At 68.4% G+C, this 23200-nt stretch carries 19 protein-coding genes; 6 read left to right on the top strand and 13 right to left on the bottom strand.

The window, feature by feature from the left end; translation table 11 throughout:
- The first annotated feature begins 119 nt into the window (after positions 1-119).
- Positions 120-1118 carry a LacI family DNA-binding transcriptional regulator gene (locus tag OG386_RS33325; RefSeq protein WP_328791147.1) on the top strand — a complete coding sequence of 333 codons (999 nt, stop codon included), beginning with the start codon at positions 120-122 and terminating at the stop codon, positions 1116-1118.
- Positions 1119-1196: 78 nt separating this feature from the next.
- Here OG386_RS33325 and prcA read toward each other — a convergent pair whose 3' ends face one another.
- The 6 genes from prcA to arc form a co-directional block, all read right to left on the bottom strand.
- The gene (prcA, locus tag OG386_RS33320) at positions 1197-1961 is read right to left on the bottom strand and encodes a proteasome subunit alpha (RefSeq protein ID WP_030016342.1); all 765 of its coding nucleotides are present in this window, start codon (positions 1959-1961) and stop codon (positions 1197-1199) included.
- A 46-nt stretch (positions 1962-2007) separates the two neighbouring features.
- Entirely contained in the window at positions 2008-2847 is an 840-nt protein-coding gene (gene prcB / locus OG386_RS33315; protein ID WP_030016344.1) for a proteasome subunit beta, read from the bottom strand.
- Positions 2799-3398, bottom strand: a complete 600-nt coding sequence (locus tag OG386_RS33310; protein ID WP_328791146.1) for an endonuclease VII domain-containing protein — start codon at positions 3396-3398, stop codon at positions 2799-2801. Before OG386_RS33310 ends, prcB begins: the two co-directional genes overlap by 49 nt.
- Positions 3399-3435: 37 nt before the next feature.
- Positions 3436-3648: a ubiquitin-like protein Pup gene (locus tag OG386_RS33305; RefSeq protein ID WP_030233608.1), complete on the bottom strand. Its 213-nt coding sequence runs from the start codon at positions 3646-3648 to the stop codon at positions 3436-3438.
- A gap of 199 nt (positions 3649-3847) precedes the next feature.
- Positions 3848-5359 carry a depupylase/deamidase Dop gene (gene dop, locus OG386_RS33300; protein WP_327386298.1) on the bottom strand — a complete coding sequence of 504 codons (1512 nt, stop codon included), beginning with the start codon at positions 5357-5359 and terminating at the stop codon, positions 3848-3850.
- A gap of 266 nt (positions 5360-5625) precedes the next feature.
- Positions 5626-7392 (bottom strand): proteasome ATPase, encoded by a 1767-nt coding sequence (arc, locus tag OG386_RS33295; RefSeq protein WP_030655926.1) that lies wholly within the window; start codon positions 7390-7392, stop codon positions 5626-5628.
- Between the two features lie 264 nt (positions 7393-7656).
- Here arc and OG386_RS33290 point away from each other — a divergent pair, with 264 nt between their 5' ends.
- Positions 7657-7977 carry a ferredoxin gene (locus OG386_RS33290; RefSeq protein ID WP_030016354.1) on the top strand — a complete coding sequence of 107 codons (321 nt, stop codon included), beginning with the start codon at positions 7657-7659 and terminating at the stop codon, positions 7975-7977.
- A 4-nt stretch (positions 7978-7981) separates the two neighbouring features.
- Here OG386_RS33290 and OG386_RS33285 read toward each other — a convergent pair whose 3' ends face one another.
- From OG386_RS33285 to OG386_RS33275, 3 genes are all read right to left on the bottom strand, one after another.
- Positions 7982-8593 carry a hypothetical protein gene (locus OG386_RS33285; RefSeq protein ID WP_327386297.1) on the bottom strand — a complete coding sequence of 204 codons (612 nt, stop codon included), beginning with the start codon at positions 8591-8593 and terminating at the stop codon, positions 7982-7984.
- 190 nt (positions 8594-8783) lie between these two features.
- A complete protein-coding gene (locus OG386_RS33280; RefSeq protein ID WP_030016358.1) occupies positions 8784-9680 on the bottom strand; it encodes a tRNA (adenine-N1)-methyltransferase in 897 nt (298 codons plus the stop codon).
- Between the two features lie 18 nt (positions 9681-9698).
- Positions 9699-10997, bottom strand: coding sequence for a site-2 protease family protein (locus OG386_RS33275; protein WP_384830852.1), 1299 nt, complete (start codon positions 10995-10997; stop codon positions 9699-9701).
- A gap of 68 nt (positions 10998-11065) precedes the next feature.
- Between OG386_RS33275 and OG386_RS33270 the strand changes: the two genes are divergently transcribed.
- The gene (locus OG386_RS33270; RefSeq protein WP_327386295.1) at positions 11066-11986 is read left to right on the top strand and encodes a RecB family exonuclease; all 921 of its coding nucleotides are present in this window, start codon (positions 11066-11068) and stop codon (positions 11984-11986) included.
- Positions 11987-12050: 64 nt separating this feature from the next.
- On the top strand, positions 12051-12722 hold the full coding sequence (locus OG386_RS33265; RefSeq protein ID WP_266598402.1) for a response regulator: 672 nt from the start codon (positions 12051-12053) through the stop codon (positions 12720-12722).
- Between the two features lie 105 nt (positions 12723-12827).
- Here the strand turns inward: OG386_RS33265 and OG386_RS33260 are convergent, their stop codons facing one another.
- The 4 genes from OG386_RS33260 to metH form a co-directional block, all read right to left on the bottom strand.
- On the bottom strand, positions 12828-14411 hold the full coding sequence (locus tag OG386_RS33260; protein ID WP_328791145.1) for an ABC transporter substrate-binding protein: 1584 nt from the start codon (positions 14409-14411) through the stop codon (positions 12828-12830).
- A gap of 71 nt (positions 14412-14482) precedes the next feature.
- Positions 14483-16087 carry an ABC transporter substrate-binding protein gene (locus tag OG386_RS33255; RefSeq protein ID WP_328791144.1) on the bottom strand — a complete coding sequence of 535 codons (1605 nt, stop codon included), beginning with the start codon at positions 16085-16087 and terminating at the stop codon, positions 14483-14485.
- A 579-nt stretch (positions 16088-16666) separates the two neighbouring features.
- Positions 16667-17368, bottom strand: coding sequence for an HAD family hydrolase (locus OG386_RS33250; protein WP_328791143.1), 702 nt, complete (start codon positions 17366-17368; stop codon positions 16667-16669).
- Between the two features lie 113 nt (positions 17369-17481).
- Complete coding sequence (metH, locus tag OG386_RS33245; RefSeq protein ID WP_328791142.1) at positions 17482-20994, bottom strand: methionine synthase; 3513 nt, start codon at positions 20992-20994, stop codon at positions 17482-17484.
- Positions 20995-21271: 277 nt separating this feature from the next.
- Between metH and OG386_RS33240 the strand changes: the two genes are divergently transcribed.
- On the top strand, positions 21272-22039 hold the full coding sequence (locus tag OG386_RS33240) for an IclR family transcriptional regulator (protein ID WP_328791140.1): 768 nt from the start codon (positions 21272-21274) through the stop codon (positions 22037-22039).
- A gap of 312 nt (positions 22040-22351) precedes the next feature.
- Positions 22352-23134, top strand: coding sequence for an MIP/aquaporin family protein (locus OG386_RS33235; RefSeq protein ID WP_266598390.1), 783 nt, complete (start codon positions 22352-22354; stop codon positions 23132-23134).
- Positions 23135-23200: the final 66 nt, after the last annotated feature.

Raw genomic sequence — 23200 nt, 5'->3', positions numbered from 1 at the left:
CCGGGAGCCATCCAAGTAATACGTATAACGTGACCGCTCATACGTACCATGGCCGCAGTCCGCCGGTCCACCCCGCGGACCCCACCACACCCCCCGACCTCGCACTTCAGGAGTCCCCTGTGACGAGACCCACCAGCCGCGACGTGGCCACCGCCGCCGGGGTCTCCCAGGCCACCGTCTCCCTCGTCCTCGGCGACAAATGGCCCGGCCGCGTCTCCGAACGCACCGCCACCCACGTCCGCGAAACCGCCACCCGCCTCGGCTACCGCCCCAACCTCGCCGCCCGCAACCTCCGCCTCGGCACCACCCGCACCGCCCTCCTCGTCGTCCCCGCCCTCACCAACGAATTCTTCGCCCGCGTCTACACCGGAGCCGCCCGCGTCGCCGCCGCACACGGCTTCGGCGTCGTCCTCTACCCCTCCCCCGACGGCACCGGCCCCGCCCGCGACCCCTTCGCCTCCGCCCGCGCCGCCCTCGACGGAGTCATCGCCTCCTCCATGGCCGCCCACACCCTCGACGCCATCGGCGGCAACACCCTCCCCCTCGTCATGCTCGACAGCGACCCCGCAGCCGACACCGCCGCCGCCCACGTCAACCTCGCCATGGCCGACGGCATGCGCCAGGTCACCGAACACCTCCTGGCCCTCGGCCACCGCCGCTTCCTCCACCTCGCCTCCGCCGTCGACTCCTGGACCTTCGACACCCGCGCCGAAGCCCTCACCGCCCTCCTGGGCCCCGACACCGAGCTGCGCACCGTACGGGCCCCCCTCACCGTCGACGCCGCCCGTACGGCCACGGAGACCGCCCTGGCCACCCCCCAGGACCGCCCCACCGCCATCGTCTGCGACGACGACATCCTCGCCGCCGGCGCCTGCAAGGCCGCCCGCCGCCTCGGCCTGCGCATCCCCGAAGACCTCTCCGTCACCGGCTTCGACGACCTCGCCCTCGCCACCGCCGTCGAACCCGAACTCACCACCGTCCACCTCCCCGCCGAACGCGTCGGCGAACAAGGCATGACCGCCCTCCTCGCCGTCCTGGAAGGCACCGCCTGGACCGCCCCCGACATCCCCGTCCGACTCGTCGTCCGCGACTCCACGGGCCCCGCCCCCACGCCGTAGCCGACCGCAGGCGCCTCCGGACACGACGAAGCCCCGGCCCGCCGAGAACGGCGAACCGGGGCCCCTCACGCACTGCGCCTACTCGGCGTCGTCCTCCGGCGCCTCGTCGTTCGACACGGCATCGGCCTGCACCGCCGCCGTCACGTCCGCCTCCAGCAACCGCGACAGCTGCCGACCCCGGATCCGCTTGAACTTGCGCTGCTGCGCACGCGTCCGGTCCAGCACCGCGACCTCCAGCCGCTCCGCCGGAATCGTCTTGTCCGCACCGTTCGCCTGACTGGACAGCGCCTGCACCGCCAGCTTCAACGCCTCGGACAGGGTCATCCCGTCCTGGTGACGCTGATCCAGGAAGGTACTGATCTGCTCGGCATTGCCACCGACCGCGACCGAACCGTGCTCGTCCACGATCGACCCGTCGTGCGGCAGCCGGTAGATCTGGTCGCCCGCGGCGGTCGCACCGACCTCCGCGACCACCAGCTCCACCTCGTACGGCTTCTCGCCGGCCGAGGAGAAGATGGTGCCGAGCGTCTGCGCGTAGACGTTCGCCAGCCCACGGGCCGTCACGTCGTCGCGGTCGTAGGTGTACCCGCGCAGATCCGCGTACCGCACACCACCGATCCGCAGGTTCTCGTACTCGTTGTACTTGCCGGCGGCCGCGAAGCCGATCCGGTCGTAGATCTCGCTGAACTTGTGCAGCGCACGGGACGGGTTCTCGCCGACGAACACGATGCCGTCGGCGTACTGCAGCACGACCAGGCTGCGACCGCGGGCGATGCCCTTGCGGGCGTATTCCGCCCGGTCGGCCATGGCCTGCTGGGGTGACACATAGAACGGAGTCGACACCGGCTGTCCGTCCCTTTCTTCTGGGCTCCTACGGGGCGACGGATGGTCAGAGCAGGGCGGCGCGCGGGCCGTCGGGCTGCTCCAGCCGACGGTTGGTGACCGTACGGGCGAGCTCCTGCGACTCGTCGTCGGTCAGCCTGCGGAACCCCTCGTCCGTGATCACGGTGACGATCGGGTAGATGTGGCGGTACAGGTCCGGCCCACCGGTCGCCGAGTCGTCGTCGGCGGCGTCGTACAGCGCCTGGACGACCAGGGTGGTGGCCTGCTCCTCCGTCAGATCGGGGCGGAAGAGCTTCTTCATGGAGCCCCGGGCGAAGATCGAACCGGAACCGGTGGCGGCGTAACCGTGCTCCTCGGAGCGGCCGCCGGTCACGTCGTAGGAGAAGATCCGGCCCTTCTCCTTGGCCTCGTCGTACCCCGCGAACAGCGGCACGACGGCCAGGCCCTGCATGGCCATCCCCAGATTGCTCCGGATCATGGTGGAGAGCCGGTTGGCCTTGCCCTCCAGGGAGAGGGTCGTCCCCTCCACCTTCTCGAAGTGCTCCAGCTCCAGCTGGAACAGCTTGACCATCTCCACGGCCAGGCCGGCCGTACCGGCGATGCCGACGGCGGAGTACTCGTCGGCGGGGAACACCTTCTCGATGTCCCGCTGCGCGATCATGTTCCCCATGGTCGCCCGCCGGTCACCGGCGAGGACCACCCCGCCGGGGAAGGTGGCGGCGACGATGGTCGTCCCGTGCGGCGCCTCGATCACGCCTTCCGGCAGCTTGCGGTTGCCGGGCAGCATCTCGGGCGAGTGCGCGCCCAGGAAGTCCATGAAGGACGACGACCCCGGCGTCAGGAAGGCTGCCGGTAGACGCCCTGTGCTACGAGTGTTGGGTTCCACAGGTTTCCTTCCACGTAAGCGGCTGCACGCCTCATGACGTCCGGCCGATCCTTGAACTGCCCCAGGGCTGCGTTACAGCTGAAGCACAGTACGCCTCGGACCTTACCCGTCTGATGATCGTGATCAACGTGCTCGGCCGGAGCCTTTTGGCAGATCACGCAGACCCCGCCTTGAGCACCGATCATCTCGTCGCGCTGAGCCTCGGTGATGCCGTACGAACGCTTCAAGTGCCCAGCCCGGCCCTGAATGGCCTTGCACGCCTTGCATCGAGTGGATAAGCCGTCAGACGCCGACGCGTTCTTGTGCCACTCGCTGTGCGGCTTGACCTCACCGCACAGCCGGCAGAGCTTGTGGCCGGACGGGACATCCACCTTCTCTTTGACGACCTTGCCCCTATCCGCCTGACGGCGCCGGTAGTGCGCGGCACAGTACTCGGCCACGCACTCACGACACCTCGGCTGAAGGCCATCGCCACGATTGCGGTCTAGGGCGAACCCGCTCAGCAGCACGTCCCGGCTGCAGCCACGACACCACTTCGTTCCATTGGACATGAAGCCAATGCTGGCGAGTTCACCTTGGATTCGAAGGCTATTCGCCACCTTTTTGTACGAAACTCCGAACGAAATCCTCGGCGTTCTCCTCGAGGACATCGTCAATCTCGTCAAGTACGGAGTCGACGTCGTCGGAGAGCTTCTCCTGGCGCTCCTTGAGGTCGGTCGATTCTTCGACCGCCGCCTCCTCGACCTCCTCGGTCGAGCGCGTCGCCTTCTGCTGTCCGCCGCCGGTGTCCTTGGTCGCCATGTCTACCTCACCCCGCTCGGTTCGCACGCTCATGTCGAGAGACCCCGGGATTCGGGATCTCTCAAGATCAGACCCTATGCCGGACCCTATAGGGAGGGTCCGACATTCGTCCCCGCACTTGTTCAAAAGCTCGCGGAACAACGTCCGGTTCTCTTCATGATTCCCGGACCGGAGGCCTTTCAGGCCCCCCGGGCACCGCTCACTGCCCCGAAAGCACCCGCACCAGGTCCTCCGCCGTGCGGCAGCGGTCCAGGAGCTCCTTGACGTGGTTGCGGGTCCCCCGCAGGGGTTCCAGCGTCGGGACCCGCTGGAGCGAGTCCCGGCCGGGGAGGTCGAAGATCACCGAGTCCCAGGACGCCGCGGCCACGTCGTCCGCGTACTGCTCCAGGCAGCGGCCGCGGAAGTACGCCCGGGTGTCCTCCGGAGGCTTGCTCTGAGCCCGCTCCACCGCCGGCTCTTCCACCAGGCGCTTCATCTTGCCGCGGGCCACCAGGCGGTTGTAGAGGCCCTTCTCGGGCCGTACGTCCGAGTACTGGAGGTCCACCAGGTGCAGCCGCGCCGCGTCCCACTCCAGCCCGTCCCGGCGCCGGTAGCCCTCCAGGATCTCCCGCTTGGCGATCCAGTCCAGCTCCCCGGACAGGCTCATCGGGTCGCTCTCCAGCCGGCCCAGTACGTCCTCCCAGCGGCCCAGCACGTCCTTGGTCTGCTCGTCCGCGTCCGACCCGAAACGTTCGTCCACGTACTTCCGCGCCAGCTCGAAGTACTCCATCTGGAGTTGCACCGCGGTCAGTGTCCGGCCGCTGCGCAGCGTGATCAGGTGCTGGAGGTCGGGGTCGTGGGAGACCTGGTGCAGGGTGCGCACGGGCTGGTCGACGGCCAGGTCGACGTTGATGAACCCGTCCTCGATCATGGACAGGACCAGGGCGGTCGTGCCGAGCTTGAGGTACGTGGAGATCTCGGAGAGGTTGGCGTCTCCGATGATCACGTGGAGCCGGCGGTACTTCTCGGCGTCCGAGTGGGGTTCGTCGCGGGTGTTGATGATGGGGCGCTTGAGGGTGGTCTCCAGGCCGACCTCGACTTCGAAGTAGTCGGCGCGCTGGCTGATCTGGAAGCCGTGGTCGCGGCCGTCCTGGCCGATGCCCACGCGTCCCGCGCCGGTCACGACCTGTCGCGAGACGAAGAAGGGGGTCAGGTGGCGCACGATCTCCGAGAAGGGGGTTTCCCGCTTCATCAGGTAGTTCTCGTGCGTGCCGTAGGAGGCGCCCTTGTTGTCGGTGTTGTTCTTGTAGAGGTGGATCGGCTGGGCGCCGGGGAGCTGGGCGGCGCGGACGGCCGCTTCGGCCATGATCCGCTCGCCGGCCTTGTCCCAGAGGACGGCGTCGAGCGGGTTGGTGATCTCGGGCGAGCTGTATTCGGGGTGTGCGTGGTCGACGTAGAGCCGTGCGCCGTTCGTGAGGATGACGTTGGCGAGGCCGATGTCCTCGTCGGTGAGCTGGCTGTTGTCGGCGGCCTCGCGGGCGAGGTCGAAGCCGCGGGCGTCCCGCAGCGGATTCTCCTCCTCGAAGTCCCAGCGGGCGCGTCGCGCCCGGTGCATCGCCGCCGCGTAGGCGTTGACGATCTGGGACGAGGTGAGCATGGCATTGGCGTTCGGGTGCCCCGGGACGGAGATCCCGTACTCCGTCTCGATCCCCATTACTCGCCGTACGGTCATGCGGCCCTCCTTGCCCGGCGGCGCTCCCCTTTCGGGAGCGGCGCTCAAGTACCGCTGGTGCTCCGGTGCGTGTGCCTGTGCGGTGCCCGTCCCCGCACTGCGCGTCCGGCGGTACGGAAGAGCCTAGAACCACTGCGCGCTCGTGGGGAGATCATTTCCGTCATTGGATCCGCCTCGTCACCGGCTGAAAAGAGGCCGGTAAAGGGGTGGGGTAAAGCAGTCGGCTGCGGATGCCCGGGGAGGGCATCCGCAGCCGCCCCGCTTTGTCAGAGGTACTGACCGGTGTTTGCCACCGTGTCGATGGAGCGTCCGGTGTCCGCGCCTTGCTTTCCGGTGACGAGGGTGCGGATGAATACGATCCGCTCGCCCTTCTTTCCGGAGATGCGGGCCCAGTCGTCCGGGTTGGTGGTGTTGGGCAGGTCCTCGTTCTCCTTGAACTCGTCCACGCAAGCCTGGAGCAGGTGGGAGACCCGCAGGCCCTTCTGGTTGTGTTCGAGGAAGGCCTTGATCGCCATCTTCTTGGCCCGGTCGACGATGTTCTGGATCATCGCGCCGGAGTTGAAGTCCTTGAAGTAGAGGACTTCCTTGTCGCCGTTGGCGTACGTGACCTCGAGGAAGCGGTTCTCCTCGGTTTCGGCGTACATCTGCTCGACGACGGTCTGGATCATGCTGTGGACGGTGCCGGCCGTGGAGCCCTGGTGTTCGGACAGGTCGTCCGTGTGCAGGGGCAGCGAGGCCTTGAGGTACTTCGCGAAGATGTCCTTCGCGGCTTCGGCGTCCGGACGCTCGATCTTGATCTTCACGTCGAGGCGGCCGGGGCGCAGGATGGCCGGGTCGATCATGTCCTCGCGGTTGGAGGCGCCGATGACGATGACGTTCTCCAGGCCTTCCACCCCGTCGATCTCGGCGAGGAGCTGGGGGACGATGGTGTTCTCGACGTCCGAGCTGACTCCGGATCCGCGGGTGCGGAAGAGGGATTCCATCTCGTCGAAGAAGACGATGACGGGGGTGCCCTCGCTGGCCTTCTCGCGGGCCCGCTGGAAGACGAGGCGGATGTGCCGCTCGGTCTCGCCGACGTACTTGTTGAGGAGTTCGGGGCCCTTGATGTTCAGGAAGTACGACTTCCCCTGGGCCTGTCCGGTCACCTCGGCGACCTTCTTGGCAAGGGAGTTGGCGACGGCCTTGGCGATGAGCGTCTTGCCGCAGCCGGGCGGGCCGTAGAGCAGGATGCCCTTCGGGGGCCGCAGTTCGTGTTCCTTGAAGAGGTCGGGGTAGAGGTACGGGAGCTCGACCGCGTCGCGGATCAGCTCGATCTGGTCGCCCAGGCCGCCGATCTTGTCGTAGTCGATGTCCGGGACCTCTTCGAGGACCAGGTCTTCGACCTCGCTCTTGGGGACGACCTCGTAGACGTAGCCGGAGCGGGGTTCGAGCAGGAGGGCGTCGCCGGGGCGGATGGTGATGTCCAGGAGCGGCTCGGCGAGCCTCACCACCCTTTCCTCGTCGGTGTGCCCGACGACCAGGGCGCGCTCGCCGTCCTCGAGGATCTCCTTGAGGGTGACGATGTCCCCGGCCCGCTCGAATTCCATGGCCTCGACCACGTTGAGGGCCTCGTTGAGCATGACCTCTTGGCCGCGCCGGAGGTCTTCCGGGTCGACGCTGGGGCTGACGTTCACGCGGAGCTTTCGGCCTCCGGTGAAGATGTCGACGGTGCCGTCCTCGTTGGCTTGCAGGAAGACACCGAAACCGGCCGGCGGCTGTGCGAGCCGGTCGACTTCTTCCTTGAGGGCCACGATCTGGTCTCGGGCCTCACGGAGGGTATTCGCGAGTCGTTCGTTCTGTGCGGATACGCCGGCCAGATTTGTCTGGAGCTCGACGATCCGCTCTTCGAGAATCCTCGTGTGTCGCGGAGAGTCGGCGAGCTTTCGTCGCAGGACGGCGATTTCCTGCTCGAGATAGGCAACCTGGCCGGCGGGGTCCTCGGACCCTCGCGCGGGCCGGATGCCGCGGTTGATGTCGTCGTCGTGGGCTGCCACGGTCCTCACCTCCTCCAAGGGGAGCTGGACGCTTCCTGACCCTACCTGGGCTGGTGGTGATTGAAACCCCTAGATCACAAAGACGGTAGAGGTGTGTCCGATCTTCACCCTTGCGTACTCCCTCACGCCAAGGAAATACCCACCCATCAAACTCGGGAAGCAGCCGGTTGTAAGGTCGAACTGTTCAACACCCGCCAGGGCTCGCGCGACTTGCTGCGGGTCGTGACCGGGATGGATCACTCAGCGCAGGGAACGGCAGGAGATATGACCGTGCAGCAGGAGGCTCCGACGGGCGGCGGCGGCGAGGCCGGCGAGCCGCTCGAGGTCTGGATCGATCAGGACCTGTGCACCGGGGACGGCATCTGCGTGCAGTACGCGCCTGAGGTGTTCGAGCTGGACATTGATGGTCTGGCGTACGTGAAGAGCCCGGAGGACGAGCTGCTGCAGGACGCGGGGGCGACCACTCCGGTTCCGCTGACGCTGCTCCAGGACGTGGTCGACTCGGCGAAGGAATGTCCGGGGGACTGCATTCACGTAAGGCGCGTTTCGGACAGGGTGGAAGTCTTCGGTCCCGACGCGGAGTGACGCTTCAAACACTCCTGGCGGCCGAGTCCGTCAGCTCCTGGCGGAATTTTCCGTCGTGCCAGCGCCACTTGGCGAGCTGTTTCGTGTCGGGGCTGTAGCGGGGCACGTCGGGTGAGGAGTAGCCGACGAGGGTTGCCGTGACGAGGCCGTCGCGCACGGTGAGCTCGGTGGCGGTCTGTCGTTTCGCGGTGTCGAGCAGGGTGGCGACGACGCGGGGGCGGGCGCCTTGGGCCGGGTCCTGGGTGAGTACGTAGATCGCGTGGGGCGGGGTGCCGGAGCCTGCGTCGCAGCGGACGGCGGCCACGGTCTCGGGGCGGCGGTCGCCGTCGAGGTCGCCCTGGGCGCTGGTGGTGACGGTCTGCGGGGCGCCCTTGCAGTCGAGGGGGTAGGTGACTCCCGCCGGGTCGGGTGCGGTGGCCTGCGGGCCGTTCGCGGGCGGTTCTGCGGCGGTCGTGGTGGTGTCGGTGGCCGGGGTGCCGGTGGCGGGCTGTACGAGTCCTGCGCCGGCTATGACGGCTGCCATGGCGGTGGCCGTGGCGAGCCAGTGGACGGGCCTGGTGCGGCTGTGCTCCAGGGTGTGCGGGAGCGGGGCCGTCTCGGCGTGGCTGTGCGTCACGCGGGGTGTCTCCTGTGCGAAGGGTGACGAGGAGCCAGCATCGTGCCACACCTCACAGGGTGGTGGAACGGCTGGGTCCGGGGCTGGTGCACGGGACAACGAAAAGGCGCTGTGGTGCAGTTCCCGGGTGGGTCGGGGGAACTGTGCCACAGCGCCTTTGTGTTGGGTCTGCGTCGGGTCTGCGGGGCCGTTATGCGGAGCGGTCGCTGCCGGGGCCGTCGTAGTCCTCGCCGTAGGCGCCCTTGGCGGGGCGGCGGCGGCGCATGGGGGGCTCGACGCCGTCCGCGAGGCGGCGGGCGGTGACGAGGAAGCCGGTGTGACCGATCATCCGGTGGTCGGGGCGGACGGCGAGGCCTTCCACGTGCCAGTTGCGGATCATCGATTCCCAGGGCTGCGGCTCGGCGAAGCAGCCGATCTCGCGGATGGACTCGACGGTCTTGGACAGCTGGGTGGTGGTGGCCACGTAGCAGCAGAGGATGCCGCCGGGGACCAGGGCCTTGGAGACCGCTTCGAGGCATTCCCAGGGGGCGAGCATGTCGAGGATGACGCGGTCGACGTCCGTGTCGGACAGGTTGTCCTGGAGGTCGCCGACGGTCAGCTGCCACGCGGGGTGGGGTCCGCCGAAGTAGCGTTCGACGTTGGCGGTGGCGATTTCGGCGAAGTCCGCGCGGCGCTCGTAGCTGTGGAGCATGCCCTGGTCGCCGATGGCGCGCAGCAGGAAGCTGCTCAGGGAGCCGGAGCCCACTCCCGCTTCCACGACGCGTGCGCCGGGGAAGATGTCGGCGAAGGCCAGGATCTGGCCCGCGTCCTTGGGGTAGACCACGGCGGCGCCGCGGGGCATGGACAGGACATAGTCGGGGAGCAGGGGGCGCAGCGCGAGGTATGCGACGTTGCCCGTGGTGCGGACAACGCTGCCTTCGGGAGCACCGATCAGCTCGTCGTGCGGGAAGGAACCCTTGTGGGTGTGGAAATTCTTCCCGGCTTCGAGCGTGAACGTGTAGTGGCGGCCCTTGGGGTCGGTGAGCTGTACCTGGTCCCCGACCTCGAAGGGCCCGCGTCGGCGGGCGGCACCGGTCGGTTCGGACATGTGACCAGTGTATTGGCTTCAGGACTGGGGCCGTGCCATGGCCTTCACGAAGGCTTTCTCGACGTCGAGGGTGGAGAGGACGCCGTAGATGGTGCCGCCGGTTTCGAGGACGAGGTATTCGGTGGCGGGGGTGGCGCGGAGGTGGTCGAGGAGTTCTTCGCCGGTGAGGTCCGCTGAAACCTTCATGCCGTCGGTGAGGTCTTGGGCGAGGGTGCTGACGGCGACCCAGGGGCGGCGGTGTTCGGGGACGGAGGCGATGGCGGTTTCGCGGACGATGGCGGTGGGGTCGCCGTGTCCGTCGACGACGACGAGGGCGCGGGCGCCGGCTTCGTTGGCGCGGCGGAGGGCTTCGGAGAGGGGGGTGGCGTTCTCGACGGGGATGGCACGTCGGGTGAGGGTGCGGGCGCGGAGTTCGGGGAGGTGTTCGCGCAGGCGGGCCATGCGCAGGCTGTTGCCGGCGCCGGTCCAGATGATGCCGGCGAGGATGGCGGCGAGCAGGGCGTCCATGACGGTGTTCATGCCGCCGATTTCCTCGGTGCGGTTGCCGAGGACTCCGGTGTGGGTGAGGAGGGGGAGGCCGAGGAGGACGGCGAGGGCGAGGCCGCGGCCGACCCAGGCGGCGGCGACGGTGCCGGCCATGGGTTTGCCGGTGATGCCCCAGATGACGGCGCGGAGCATGCGGCCGCCGTCGAGGGGGAGGCCGGGGAGCAGGTTGAAGGCGGCGACCAGCAGGTTGGAGATCATCAGGCCGGCGAGGAGGACGCCGGGGACGGTGGCCGGGTCGACGGCTTTCATGCCGAGGTAGAAGGCTCCGGTGAGGAGGAGGGAGAGCAGGGGGCCGACGAAGGCGAGGACGAATTCGCGGCCGGGGGTCTCGGATTCCTTTTCGATCTCGGAGACTCCGCCGAAGAACTGGAGCTGGATGCGGCGCACGGGGAGTTTGAAGCGCAGGGCTGCGACGGTGTGCGCGAGTTCGTGGACCAGGACGGAGGCGTAGAAGGCGACGGCGAAGAAGAGGGAGACGAGGTAGCGGACGGGTCCGAGGTCGGGCAGGACGCGGTCGAGCTGGTCGCCGAAGACCCAGGTGATGAGGGCGGCGACGAGGAACCAGCTGGGCGAGACGTAGACGGGTACGCCGAAGGGGCGGCCCATGAGGAGTCCGCCGCCCGGTCCGGAGCGGCTGCCTGCGCGCTCGCCGGTTTCGTCGGTGTCTGCCACGGTTGTCCTTCGTTCGGTGCTGGTGGTTCCAGTGTGTTCTGTTCTGTGTTCTGTTCGCGTACGGGGTGGTGCGGTAGCGGGTTGTGATGCTCCGATCATGCAGTGCGAGGGGGGTCATCGTCGATGGTATGCGCGTCCTGTCGGTGGTGGGTCGTAGGGTTTTGTGCATGACGACGAGCCCTGGTGCTGTGCCTGGCGCAGCCGATGCCGATGCGCGGAGCGCTGTGGCGCCTTCTTCGCTCTCTCCTTCGCGGGCGAGCGATTTCATGCAGTGCCCGTTGCTGTACCGGTTCCGGGTGATCGACAGGTTGCCGGAGAAGCCCAGTGCCGCTGCTACCCGCGGGACGCTGGTGCATGCGGTGCTGGAGCGGCTCTTCGATCATCCGGCGCAGGAGCGGACGGCGCCGCGGGCGAAGGCGTTGGTTCCGGGGCAGTGGGACCGGTTGTTGGAGTCGAAGCCGGAGCTGACGGAGCTGTTTCCGGAGGGTGACGAGGGGGCGGGGCTGGCGCGGTGGCTGACGGAGGCCGAGGCGCTGGTGGAGCGGTGGTTCACGTTGGAGGACCCGACGCGGCTGGAGCCGGTGGAGCGGGAGTTCTTCGTGGAGACGGAGCTGGAGTCGGGGCTGCGTCTGCGGGGGATCATCGACCGGGTGGACGTGGCGCCGACGGGTGAGGTGCGGATCGTCGACTACAAGACGGGGAAGGCGCCGCGGCCGGAGTACGCCGAGGGTGCGTTGTTCCAGATGAAGTTCTACGCGCTGGTGGTGTGGCGGCTGAAGCAGGTGGTGCCGCGGCGGCTGCAGCTGGTGTATTTGGGTAGTGGGGACGTGTTGACGTACGACCCGGTGGTTGCGGATCTGGAGCGGGTGGAGCGCAAGCTGCTCGCGTTGTGGGAGGCGATCCGGGAGGCGACGGAGTCGGGTGAGTGGCGGCCGCGGCCGACGAAGCTGTGTGGCTGGTGTGATCATCGGGCGGTGTGTCCGGAGTTCGGGGGTACTCCCCCGCCGTATCCTCTGACGATCTCCCCCGGCTATCGCCGGGAGGTGCCCCCGGCGCGGTCGGAGGCGGAGCTCCCGGCGGAGTCCTGATCTTGGTGTCAGGGCAGAATGGACGGGCCCGCCGTAGCCGTCCGACGAATACGAGGTAGACCCCGTGGCGATCCGCGTCCTTCTGGTCGACGACCAGCCGCTGCTGCGCACCGGCTTCCGGATGATCCTGGAGGCGGAGGAGGACTTGGCGGTGGTCGGTGAGGCCGGGGACGGTCTGCAGGCGCTGGACCAGGTGCGGGCGCTGCAGCCCGATGTGGTGCTGATGGACATCCGGATGCCGCGGATGGACGGGGTGGAGGCGACCCGGCAGATCACGGGTCCGGAGCGCGACGGGCCGGCGAAGGTGCTGGTGCTGACCACGTTCGATCTGGACGAGTACGTGGTGGAGGCGCTGCGGGCGGGGGCGAGCGGGTTCCTGCTGAAGGATGCGCCGGCGAACGAACTGGTGCAGGCGATCCGCGTGGTCGCGGCGGGTGAGGCGATGCTCGCGCCGAGTATCACGCGGCGGCTGCTGGACAAGTACGCGGGGCATCTTCCGTCGGGTGAGGCGAGTCTTCCGAACACGTTGGGGACGCTGACCGAGCGTGAGGTCGAGGTGTTGAAGCTGGTGTCCCGGGGGTTGTCGAACGCGGAGATCGCGGCGGATCTGTTCGTGAGCGAGACGACGGTCAAGACGCATGTGGGGCACGTGCTGACGAAGCTGGGGCTGCGGGACCGGGTCCAGGCGGCGGTGTACGCGTACGAGAGCGGTCTGGTGCGCCCCGGGGCCCAGTAGGTCCGGCCGGGCGCGGACGACGCGGAGGGGGCCGTACGTGCGTGCACGTACGGCCCCCTCCGCGTGGCGGCGGGCCCGCTCTGGGCGGGCCCGGCTCCGGTGGCATCAGCCCTTGCTGATCTCCCAGAAGCGGAAGACGGTCGAGGCGTCGAGGGACCACTGCAGGCCGCTCACGTTCTGGCGGGTGACGGCGTACTGCTTGCCCTGCCAGAGCGGGATGAGCGGGAGCTCTTCGGCGACGATGTCCTGGAGGCGGTTGTAGTCGGTGTTGGCCGCGGTGCGGTCGGACTTCGCGGAGGTCGACGGGATGATCGTCCCGGTGATCTCCTTGTTGTCGTAGTTGTTGTTCAGCACGTTGTCCGGGCCGAAGAACGGCTGCGTGAAGTTGTCGGCGTCCGGGTAGTCGGGCACCCAGCCCTTCACGTACACGCCGTACTTGCCGGCCTGGATGTCCTTCTCGTACTGCTCGTACTCGACGGACTTGACGTCGGCGTCGAAGAGGCCGCTGTCGTTGAGCTGCTTGGCGATGACCTCGAACTGCTGGTCCGTGGAGGGGCCGTAGCGGGACGGGGTGGAGTACAGGGTCAGCTTGACCTTGCCGTTGATGTTGGCGGCCTTGAGGACGGCCTTGGCCTTGTCGAGCTGCGGGGTGCCGCCGTAGCGGTCGAAGAACGGGGTCGTGTGGCCGGCGATGCCGGTGGGCACGATGGAGTAGAGCGCGGTGGCGGTGCCCGCGTACACGTCGCGGACGAGGGCTTCGCGGTCGATGAGGTAGGCGATGGCCTTGCGCACGGGGAGCTTGCCGACGACGGGGTCGTTGACGTTGAACACCATGTGCTCGACTTCGGCGCCGGTGCCCTGGACGACGTCGACCTTGTTGTCGCCGGTCTTGCTGGAGGCGAGGGCGGCGATGTCCTTGGCGGCGAGGCCGCGGAAGGCGAAGTCGACGTCGCCGCTCTCCAGGACGGTCTTGAGGCCGGCCTGGTCGCCGTTGAAGAACTTCAGCGTGACGCCGGTGTTCTTGGCCTTGGCCTTGCCGCTGTAGGACTCGTTGACGGAGAAGGTGGCGCTCTTCTCGCCGAACGAGTCGAGCTTGTAGACGCCGGAGCCGACGGCCTTGTTGTCGCCGCGCAGCTTGTCGGCCGGGTATTCGGCGTGGTCGACGATGGAGCCGGCGCCCGACGCGATCTTGCTGGGGAAGGTGGCGTCGGAGTTCTTGAGCTTGAAGATGACGGTCTTGTCGTCGGGAGCGTCGATGCTCGCGATCGACGCGAGCATCACGGCCGGGCCGTTGGCGTCGTTGATCTTCAGGGTGCGCTCGAAGGAGAACTTGACGTCCTTCGAGGTGAGGCTGTGGCCGTTGCTGAACTTCAGGCCGTCGCGCAGGGTGCACTTGTAGAGCTTGCTGTCGCCGCCCTCGAAGCCGCAGGCCTGGGCGGCGTCGGGCTCGGGGGTGGTGCCGCCCTTGGGGAAGCTCAGCAGCGACTGGAAGACGTTGTTGAACAGCAGCCAGGAGCCCGGGTCGTAGCCCGATGCCGGGTCGACGGACTTCACCTTGTCGGATATGCCCATGACCACGCCCTTGCCGCTGCCGGCATTGGAGCCATCGGTCGAACCGCAACCGCTGAGCAGCGCGGCGGCGGTGGCTGCGCCGAGCGGGGCCGCCAGCCACTGGTTACGTCGATTCACGCGAACGTCCTTCACAGTCGAACTGTTTCGTTGTTCCGGCCCGCGACACCCGCTGCCGGTCTTTGCCTTGCTCAGCCGCTTACGCCACGGCCGAGCTCCCACAACTGGAGGTCGGAGATGGCGTTGACCGACCACTCCACTCCGGTGATCCCGTCGCGTGCGGCGACGTACTGCTTGCCCTGCCACAGGGGCAGGACGGGCACGTCCTCGGCGACGATGTCCTGCATCTCCGTGATCGCGGGGACGGCGACCGTACGGTCGACCGCCCGCCGGGATTCGGGGATGAGCCTGCTGCGCACCGCACTGTTGGCGTACGGCGTGCCCAAGAAGTTGTCCTGCTCCAGGAACGGGGCGAGGAAGTTGTCGGCGTCCGGGTAGTCGGGGAACCAGCCGAGCCCGTAGGCGGCGTGGTCGCCCTTCTTCTGGGCGGGGCGGAAGTCCGTCCACTCGCTGCCCTGGACGGTGATGTCGAACAGGCCGGTGGAGTTGAGCTGGGCCTTGAGGGCCTCGAACTCGGCGGCCGTGCCGTCGCCGTAGTGGTCGCTGGTGTAGTGCAGGGTCAGCTTGACCGGGGTCTTGATCCCGGCTTCCTTCAGCAGGGCGGCGGCCTTGGGGGTGTTGGCGTCGCCGTACTTGTTGTAGAAGGAGTTGACGTGGCCCGTCACGGTGGTGGGGACCAGCGAGTAGAGCGGCTGGGCGGACTTGCCGTAGACCTTGGAGATGAGCTGGCCGCGGTCGACGGCGGCGGCGAGCGCCTGGCGCACGGCCTTGTCCTTGACGACCGGCGCATCGGTGTTGAAGCCGAGGTAGCGGATCTCCAGGCCGGGCATCGGGACCAGCTTGACGCCCTTGGGCGGCTGGGCGCTGAACTCGGTGATCTGGGCGGGCGACAGGGTGCGGGAGACCATGTGGATCTTCCCGTCGGTGAGTGCCTTGCCCATGGTCGGGGAGTCGGTGAAGGTGCGCAGCTCGACCTTGTCGTTCTGCAGCTTGAGGTCGCCCTTGTAGTGCGGGTTCTTGGTGAAGACGGCGCGGACCAGTTGGTTGCCCTTGACCTCGGCCTTCATCGTGTACGGGCCGGAGCCGTCCACGGCGAAGCCCTCGCGGAGCTTCTTGGCGTCGTAGTTCTTCTCGCTGACGATGCCGGCGGCGGGGGTGGAGAGCTTGAACGGGAAGGTCGCGTCCGGGGTCTTCAGGTGGAAGACGACGGTGTCGGTGCCCTTGACCTCGACGTTGTCGAGGGTGGAGAGCAGCGAGGAGGGGCCGTTCTCGTCCTTGATGGCGCGGACGCGGTCGATGGAGAACTTGACGTCCTTGGCGGTGAGGGGCTCACCGTCGGCGAACTTCAGATCGGGGCGCAGGGTGCAGCGGTAGCTCTCGTTGCCGGCGTCGGTGAAGCGGCAGGCGGAGGCTGCTTCGGGGACGGGCTGGCCGCCGCCGCGCGGGGTGTGCATCAGCGTCTGGACGGTCTGGCGCAGGACGTTCCAGGTGCTGGCGTCGTAGGCGTAGGCCGGGTCGAAGGGGGCGGGAGCGAAGTCTGCGGCCTCGAACCGATCTGTGGTTCCGACGACGATCGCTCCGGATCCTGCTCCTCCGCCGCTCGCGCTGCCGCAGGCGGCCAGCGCGGGGGTGAGCAGTCCGGCCGCGGCCGTCAGCACCATGGTCTTGCGGTTCATGCTGGAAGTACTCCCTGTAACCGGCACTTGTTCAAAGCGGCGTAGAGGGCACTTCGCGTCGGTCGCCCGTTCGGGGCGGAACGATCGGGCCGGTGTAGTGACGATCGGTCCACGCGGTCCCGGCACAGGGGTGTGTGTCGGGACCGGCTGAGGTGCGGCGTAGTGCCCACATCGACAGTAGTGGTCCGGGACTGGATGGCTGGAACTGGCGGAACTTGGGGCGTAATCGCACCGTGATCGGAGCGAACTGCCTGTTGGCAGGCAGGCTGCGCAGATTCGGTCAGGGGCTGATCAATGTGGACACATTGGAAGCCGCGGAGGCCCCGGGGCGGACCCGCCGAGGGTGCGCAGGGTGACCAAGGTCACCCTGCGCAACAACCCGGGAGGGGATGGAATTTCAGCCTCCGGGGCCTACCACGGAAGATCCTTCCGCCGTAACGCGGTCGAGCAGCGTTCCATTCGGCACGGAGCGTGCTCGTAGGGCTCCAGTGCGTCGCAATGCATACCGATGTAGGCCAGTGCATGCCGATGTGTCCGCTTGGGTCGTGCGCGCCCGACGGGAGGGCAGGGGCGTCACTCTCAGTTAAACGGGGCGATGAGCGAGCGCAGGAACGCCAGGTCCACGTCCTCCAGCGAGCGGACCACCGTACGCCCGGGGGCGGGCTCGATCACGCCGACCGAGGGGATGGCCACGACCCGGCAGCCGGCGGCCTCGGCGGCCGCCACACCGGTGCGGGTGTCCTCGATGACCGCGCACCGCGAGGGGTGCGCGCCCAGCGAGCGCGCGGCGAACAGGTACGGATCGGGGTGCGGCTTGGTACGGGCCACCTCGTCGCCGGCGACCGTCATCGCGAAGCGGTCGCGGCCGAGGGTGAGCAGGACCTGGTCGATCACCCGGCGGTGGGAGGCGGAGACGAGGGCGGTGGGCACGTTGTGCCGGGCGAGCTCGGCCAGCAGCCGCTCGGCTCCGGGCATCAGCGGCACCCGGTCGGCGATGCGTGCCTCGAAGCGCTCGTTGAGCAGGACGCTCAGCTCGGCGAGGCCGATGGCGGCGCCGGTCGACTCGATCAGGAAGGTCGCGCTGCGGCTCATGGGGCCGCCGACGACCACGTCGCGCCAGGATTCGTCGAGGCGGTGGCCGAGCTCCTGGAAGACCTCGGCCTCGATCTCCCACCAGAAGCCCTCGGTGTCGACGAGGGTGCCGTCCATGTCGAGCAGCACCGCCTGCAGGGCAGAACCGTCGGCCGTACGGGCGACGGGGGCGGGAACGGTGCTCGTCATGCGCATGCCTCTCAGAAGGGACGAGAAGGCCGGTCACCTCTTCCGCGGGGCATACCACCCCGGGGAACAGGCGACCGGCCTGTATGGGACCGACAAGTGTACGTCGGCAGAGCTCAGCGTGCGTTGAAATACTTCGCTTCGGGGTGGTGGATCACGATCGCGTCGGTGGACTGCTCCGGATGGAGCTGGAACTCCTCCGACAGGTGGACGCCGATCCGCTCCGGCTCCAGTAGGTCGGCGATCTTCGCACGGTCCTCCAGGTCGGGGCAGGCGCCGTAGCCGAGCGAGAAGCGGGCACCGCGGTACTTGAGGTCGAACATGTCCTCGACCTTCGCGGGGTCCTCGCCGCCGAATCCGAGCTCGGCGCGGACGCGGGCGTGCCAGTACTCGGCCATGGCCTCGGCGAGCTGGACCGAGAGGCCGTGCAGCTCCAGGTACTCGCGGTAGGAGTCCGACTCGAACAGCTTGGCGGTGGCCTCGCCGATCTTCGAGCCGACGGTGACCACCTGCAGACCGACGACGTCGGTCTCGCCGGACTCCTCGGGACGGAAGAAGTCCGCGAGGCACAGGCGCCGGCCGCGGCGCTGGCGCGGGAAGGTGAAGCGGGTCCGCTCGTTGCCCTGCTCGTCCAGGATGATCAGGTCGTCGCCCTTGGAGACGCAGGGGAAGTACCCGTAGACGACCGCGGCTTCGAGCAGGTTCTCGGTGTGCAGCTTGTCCAGGAGGCCGCGCAGGCGCGGACGGCCCTCGCTCTCGACGAGCTCCTCGTACGTGGCCCCGCCCGCGCGGGCCTGCTTGAGGCCCCACTGGCCCTTGAAGAGGGCGCCCTCGTCGAGCCAGGAGGCGTAGTCCTTGAGCGGGATGCCCTTGACCACGCGGGTGCCCCAGAACGGCGGGGTGGGGATCGGGTTGTCGACCGAGACGTCGGAGCGGCCGCCCGGCTCCTCGGCCTCGTCGACCGGGAGGACGGGTGTGTCGCGCTTGGCGACGCGGCGCTGCTTGAGCTCGGGCAGGGTCGCGCCGGGGACGCCGCGCTTGACGGCGATGAGGGCGTCCATGAGGCGCAGGCCCTCGAAGGCGTCGCGGGCGTAGCGGACCTCGCCCTCGTAGATCTCGTGGAGGTCCTGCTCGACGTAGGCGCGGGTGAGGGCGGCGCCGCCGAGGATCACCGGGTAGTCGGCGGCCAGCTTGCGCTGGTTCAGCTCCTCCAGGTTCTCCTTCATGATCACGGTCGACTTCACGAGGAGGCCGGACATGCCGATGACGTCGGCCTTGTGTTCCTGTGCGGCTTCGAGGATCGCGGAGACGGGCTGCTTGATGCCGATGTTGACGACGTTGTAGCCGTTGTTGGTGAGGATGATGTCGACGAGGTTCTTGCCGATGTCGTGGACGTCGCCGCGGACGGTGGCGAGCACGATCGTGCCCTTGCCCTCGTCGTCGGTCTTCTCCATGTGCGGTTCGAGGTAGGCGACGGCCGTCTTCATGACCTCGGCGGACTGCAGGACGAAGGGGAGCTGCATCTGGCCCGAGCCGAAGAGCTCGCCGACGACCTTCATGCCCTCCAGGAGGGTGTCGTTGACGATGTCGAGGGCGGGGCGGGTCGCCAGGGCCTCGTCGAGGTCGGCCTCCAGGCCGTTCTTCTCGCCGTCGATGATGCGGCGCTGCAGTCGCTCGTCCAGCGGCAGGGCGAGGAGTTCCTCGGCGCGGCCGGCCTTGAGCGACTTGGTGTTGACGCCCTCGAAGAGGGCCATCAGCTTCTGCAGCGGGTCGTAGTCGCCCTCGCGCCGGTCGTAGATCAGGTCGAGGGCGGTGGTGACCTGCTCCTCGTCGAAGCGGGCGATCGGCAGGATCTTGGAGGCGTGGACGATGGCGGAGTCCAGGCCGGCCTTGACGCACTCGTCGAGGAAGACCGAGTTCAGCAGGACGCGGGCGGCCGGGTTGAGGCCGAAGGAGATGTTGGACAGGCCGAGGGTGGTCTGGACCTCCGGGTGGAGCCGCTTGAGCTCGCGGATCGCCTCGATCGTGGCGATGCCGTCCTTACGGGACTCCTCCTGACCGGTGCAGATCGTGAAGGTCAGGGTGTCGATGAGGATGTCCGACTCGCGGATCCCCCAGTTGCCCGTGAGGTCGTCGATGAGCCGTTCGGCAATGGCGACCTTGTGTTCGACGGTGCGGGCCTGGCCCTCCTCGTCGATGGTCAGCGCGATGAGCGCGGCACCGTGCTCCTGGGCCAGTCGGGTGACCTTGGCGAAGCGGGACTCGGGGCCGTCGCCGTCCTCGTAGTTCACGGAGTTGATGACCGCGCGGCCGCCGAGCTTCTCCAGGCCCGCCCGGATGACGGGGACCTCGGTGGAGTCCAGGACGATGGGCAGGGTGGAGGCGGTGGCGAAGCGGCCGGCGAGCTCCTCCATGTCGGCGACGCCGTCGCGGCCCACGTAGTCCACGCAGAGGTCGAGCATGTGCGCGCCCTCGCGGATCTGGTCGCGCGCCATCTCCACGCAGTCGTCCCAGCGGGCCTCCAGCATGGCCTCGCGGAACTTCTTGGAGCCGTTGGCGTTGGTGCGCTCGCCGATCGCCATGTACGAGGTGTCCTGGCGGAAGGGCACGGTCTGGTAGAGCGAGGCGGCGCCGGGCTCGGGCTGGGGGGTGCGCTCGGTGACGGCCGCGCCGCGGACCCGCTCGACGACCTGGCGCAGGTGCTCGGGGGTCGTGCCGCAGCAGCCGCCGACCAGGGAGAGCCCGTACTCGCGGACGAACGTCTCCTGGGCGTCGGCCAGCTCGGGGGCGGTCAGCGGGTAGTGCGCGCCCTCCTTGGTCAGGACGGGCAGGCCGGCGTTGGGCATGCAGGAGAGCGGGATGCGGGCGTTGCGCGCGAGGTAGCGCAGGTGCTCGCTCATCTCGGCGGGGCCGGTGGCGCAGTTCAGGCCGATCATGTCGATGCCCAGCGGCTCCAGGGCGGTCAGGGCCGCGCCGATCTCCGAGCCGAGGAGCATGGTGCCGGTGGTCTCGACGGTGACGGAGCAGATCAGCGGGACGGTGACGCCGAGGGCTTCCATGGCCCGGCGGGCGCCGATGATCGAGGACTTCGTCTGCAGGAGGTCCTGGGTGGTCTCGACGAGCAGCGCGTCGGCGCCGCCGGAGAGCAGGCCCTCGGCGTTGATCTGGTAGGCGTCGCGGATCTGGCCGTAGGTGATGTGGCCGAGCGTGGGGAGCTTGGTGCCGGGGCCCATGGAACCGAGGACCCAGCGCTGCTGACCGGTGGAGGCGGTGAACTCGTCGGCGACCTCGCGGGCGATGCGCGCGCCGGCCTCCGACAGCTCGAAATTGCGTTCGGCGATGTCGTACTCGGCGAGCGCCGCGTAGTTCGTGCCGAAGGTGTTGGTCTCGACGCAGTCCACGCCCACCGAGAAGTACGCCTCGTGGACGGAGCGCACGATGTCGGGGCGGGTGATGTTGAGGACCTCGTTGCAGCCTTCGAGCTGCTGGAAGTCCTCCATGGTGGGGTCCTGCGCTTGGAGCATCGTTCCCATGGCTCCGTCGGCGACGACCACGCGGGTCGCGAGTGCCTCCCGGAGGGCATCGGCCCGGGTCTGGGTGTCAGCGGGCAAGGTGGGCAACGAAGCCATGGTTGTGCTCCCTGGGATGCGACGGCTGTCGGCTTTACACCCCCGCTGTGTCAAGGGTGCACGCGGCCAGGGTAACCGCGAGGCAGGCGCCCCGGTGTGGGTGTCCCACGTGGCGGACTGCATTCTGTGGCGGGGACTTTCCGGGGCGGTGTCCCTGCGACGGTACGGCGAACAGCTGTCCGACGGTGCACAAGGTCGACATCGACCGATACTGTTCAGCATTGTCGAACCGCGTCAAGATGGTCAGTAATACCGAAGGTCTGCAGGAGGCTGCGCGATGGCACGGAACATCCAGTCGCTCGAACGAGCCGCTGCGATGCTGCGACTCCTGGCGGGCGGCGAGCGCCGGCTGGGACTCTCGGACGTGGCGTCCTCGCTGGGCCTGGCCAAGGGCACGGCCCACGGCATCTTGCGCACCCTGCAGGCCGAGGGCTTCGTGGAGCAGGACCCGGCCTCCGGCCGGTACCAGTTGGGCGCGGAGCTGCTGCGCCTGGGCAACAGCTACCTCGACGTGCACGAGCTGCGCGCCCGCGCGCTGGTGTGGACGGACGACCTGGCCCGGGCGAGCGGCGAGAGCGTGTACGTGGGCGTGCTGCACCAGAGCGGGGTGCTGATCATGCACCACGTGTTCCGGCCCGACGACAGCCGTCAGGTGCTGGAGGTCGGGGCCATGCAGCCGCTGCACTCGACCGCACTGGGCAAGGTGCTGTCGGCGTACGACCCCGTGGCGCACACCCAGGCGCACGAGGTCGAGCGCGAGGCCTTCACCCCCCGCACGGTCACGGACGGCCCCGGCTTCGAGGAGATCCTGGGCCTGACCCGGGCGCGCGGCTGGGCCTCCGACGTCGAGGAGACCTGGGAGGGCATCGCCTCGGTGGCGGCGCCGATCCACGACCGGCGCCGGATGCCGGTCGGCGCGGTGGCGGTCGCCGGCGCCGTGGAACGGGTGTGCGGCGAGTCCGGGGAGCCCCGTGCGGCCCTCGTGGCGTCGGTGCGGGACTGTGCGCGTGCGGTTTCACGCGATCTCGGCGCGGGCCGGTTCTGAGCTTCCTTTAACAGGTCCTGGCCACACCCTGGCCTCTTTATGCCTGTTTTTCGCCACATCCCGGCCTTGAGATGGCTGGTTTTGGCTGATCGCACCTACGGGTAACGATCCGACACTTTGGCCCGACCGACCCTTGACGCGTTCTTCACTTGGGCGGAAAACTGCCGTTCATCGGTCGGCATTGTCGAACACCTACCGGCAATACGCGCTAGGATGCGACAAGCCACGGACCGGTGCAGCACTCACCGAGTGCGCGGAACCACCGGAGGGACCCGGTGTCCGCTCACCCCTGGACGTACAAAGGAGTCGCGGGTGTCCAGCTCCGACATCTTCATCGGCGAGACCATCGGTACCGCCCTGCTCACACTGCTCGGCGGTGGCGTCTGCGCCGCAGTGACGCTCAAGAGCTCCAAGGCCCGCAATGCGGGCTGGCTCGCCATCACGTTCGGCTGGGGTTTCGCCGTACTGATCGCCGCCTACGTCTCCGCGCCGCTCTCCGGTGCGCACCTGAACCCGGCGGTCACCGTCGGTCTCGCCGTCAAGACCGGCGAGTGGGGCGACACCCCGGTCTACTTCGCCGGCCAGCTGCTGGGCGCGATGCTCGGCGCCGTGCTGATGTGGGTGACCTACTACGGGCAGTTCCGCGTCCACCTGGCCGACCCGGAGCACATCCGCGACGCCAAGCTCGGTCCCGAGGACCCGCACCCGCACGATGTGGCCGGCCCCGTGCTCGGCATCTTCTCCACCGGCCCCGAGATCCGTAACGTCGTGCAGAACCTGACGACCGAGATCATCGGTACCGCCGTCCTGGTCCTGGCGATCTTGACCCAGGGCCTTCAGGACGGCGGCAAGGGCCTCGGTGTCATCGGCGTCCTGATCACCTCGTTCGTGGTCGTCGGCATCGGTCTCTCGCTCGGTGGCCCGACCGGCTACGCCATCAACCCGGTGCGTGACCTCGGTCCGCGTATCGTGCACGCCCTGCTGCCGCTGCCCAACAAGGGCGGCTCCGACTGGGGTTACTCCTGGATCCCGGTGGTCGGCCCGCTCGTCGGTGCCGCGCTCGCCGGTGGTCTCTACAACATCGCGTTCGCCTGATCAGCAGTACCGGCAAGATCGTAAGATCCGCACCGCCCTCCTGATTCCGCCTACTCACCCGACCTG

The organism is Streptomyces sp. NBC_00273 (assembly GCF_036178145.1).
Taxonomy (GTDB): Bacteria; Actinomycetota; Actinomycetes; order Streptomycetales; family Streptomycetaceae; genus Streptomyces.
Note: the sequence above shows the minus strand (reverse complement) of the source record. Positions and strands in the feature narration are given on the sequence as shown.

Excerpts from the sequence above, each read along its gene's own strand:
- OG386_RS33255 (WP_328791144.1), bottom strand. The coding sequence starts at position 16,087 with ATGAACCGCAAGACCATGGTGCTGACGGCCGCGGCCGGACTGCTCACC.
- OG386_RS33270 (WP_327386295.1), top strand. The coding sequence starts at position 11,066 with ATGACGACGAGCCCTGGTGCTGTGCCTGGCGCAGCCGATGCCGATGCG.
- OG386_RS33290 (WP_030016354.1), top strand. The coding sequence starts at position 7,657 with ATGACCGTGCAGCAGGAGGCTCCGACGGGCGGCGGCGGCGAGGCCGGC.
- OG386_RS33310 (WP_328791146.1), bottom strand. The coding sequence starts at position 3,398 with ATGTCCAATGGAACGAAGTGGTGTCGTGGCTGCAGCCGGGACGTGCTG.
- metH (WP_328791142.1), bottom strand. The coding sequence starts at position 20,994 with ATGGCTTCGTTGCCCACCTTGCCCGCTGACACCCAGACCCGGGCCGAT.
- OG386_RS33305 (WP_030233608.1), bottom strand. The coding sequence starts at position 3,648 with ATGGCGACCAAGGACACCGGCGGCGGACAGCAGAAGGCGACGCGCTCG.
- OG386_RS33280 (WP_030016358.1), bottom strand. The coding sequence starts at position 9,680 with ATGTCCGAACCGACCGGTGCCGCCCGCCGACGCGGGCCCTTCGAGGTC.
- OG386_RS33250 (WP_328791143.1), bottom strand. The coding sequence starts at position 17,368 with ATGACGAGCACCGTTCCCGCCCCCGTCGCCCGTACGGCCGACGGTTCT.
- OG386_RS33240 (WP_328791140.1), top strand. The coding sequence starts at position 21,272 with ATGGCACGGAACATCCAGTCGCTCGAACGAGCCGCTGCGATGCTGCGA.
- OG386_RS33275 (WP_384830852.1), bottom strand. The coding sequence starts at position 10,997 with ATGATCGGAGCATCACAACCCGCTACCGCACCACCCCGTACGCGAACA.
- dop (WP_327386298.1), bottom strand. The coding sequence starts at position 5,359 with ATGACCGTACGGCGAGTAATGGGGATCGAGACGGAGTACGGGATCTCC.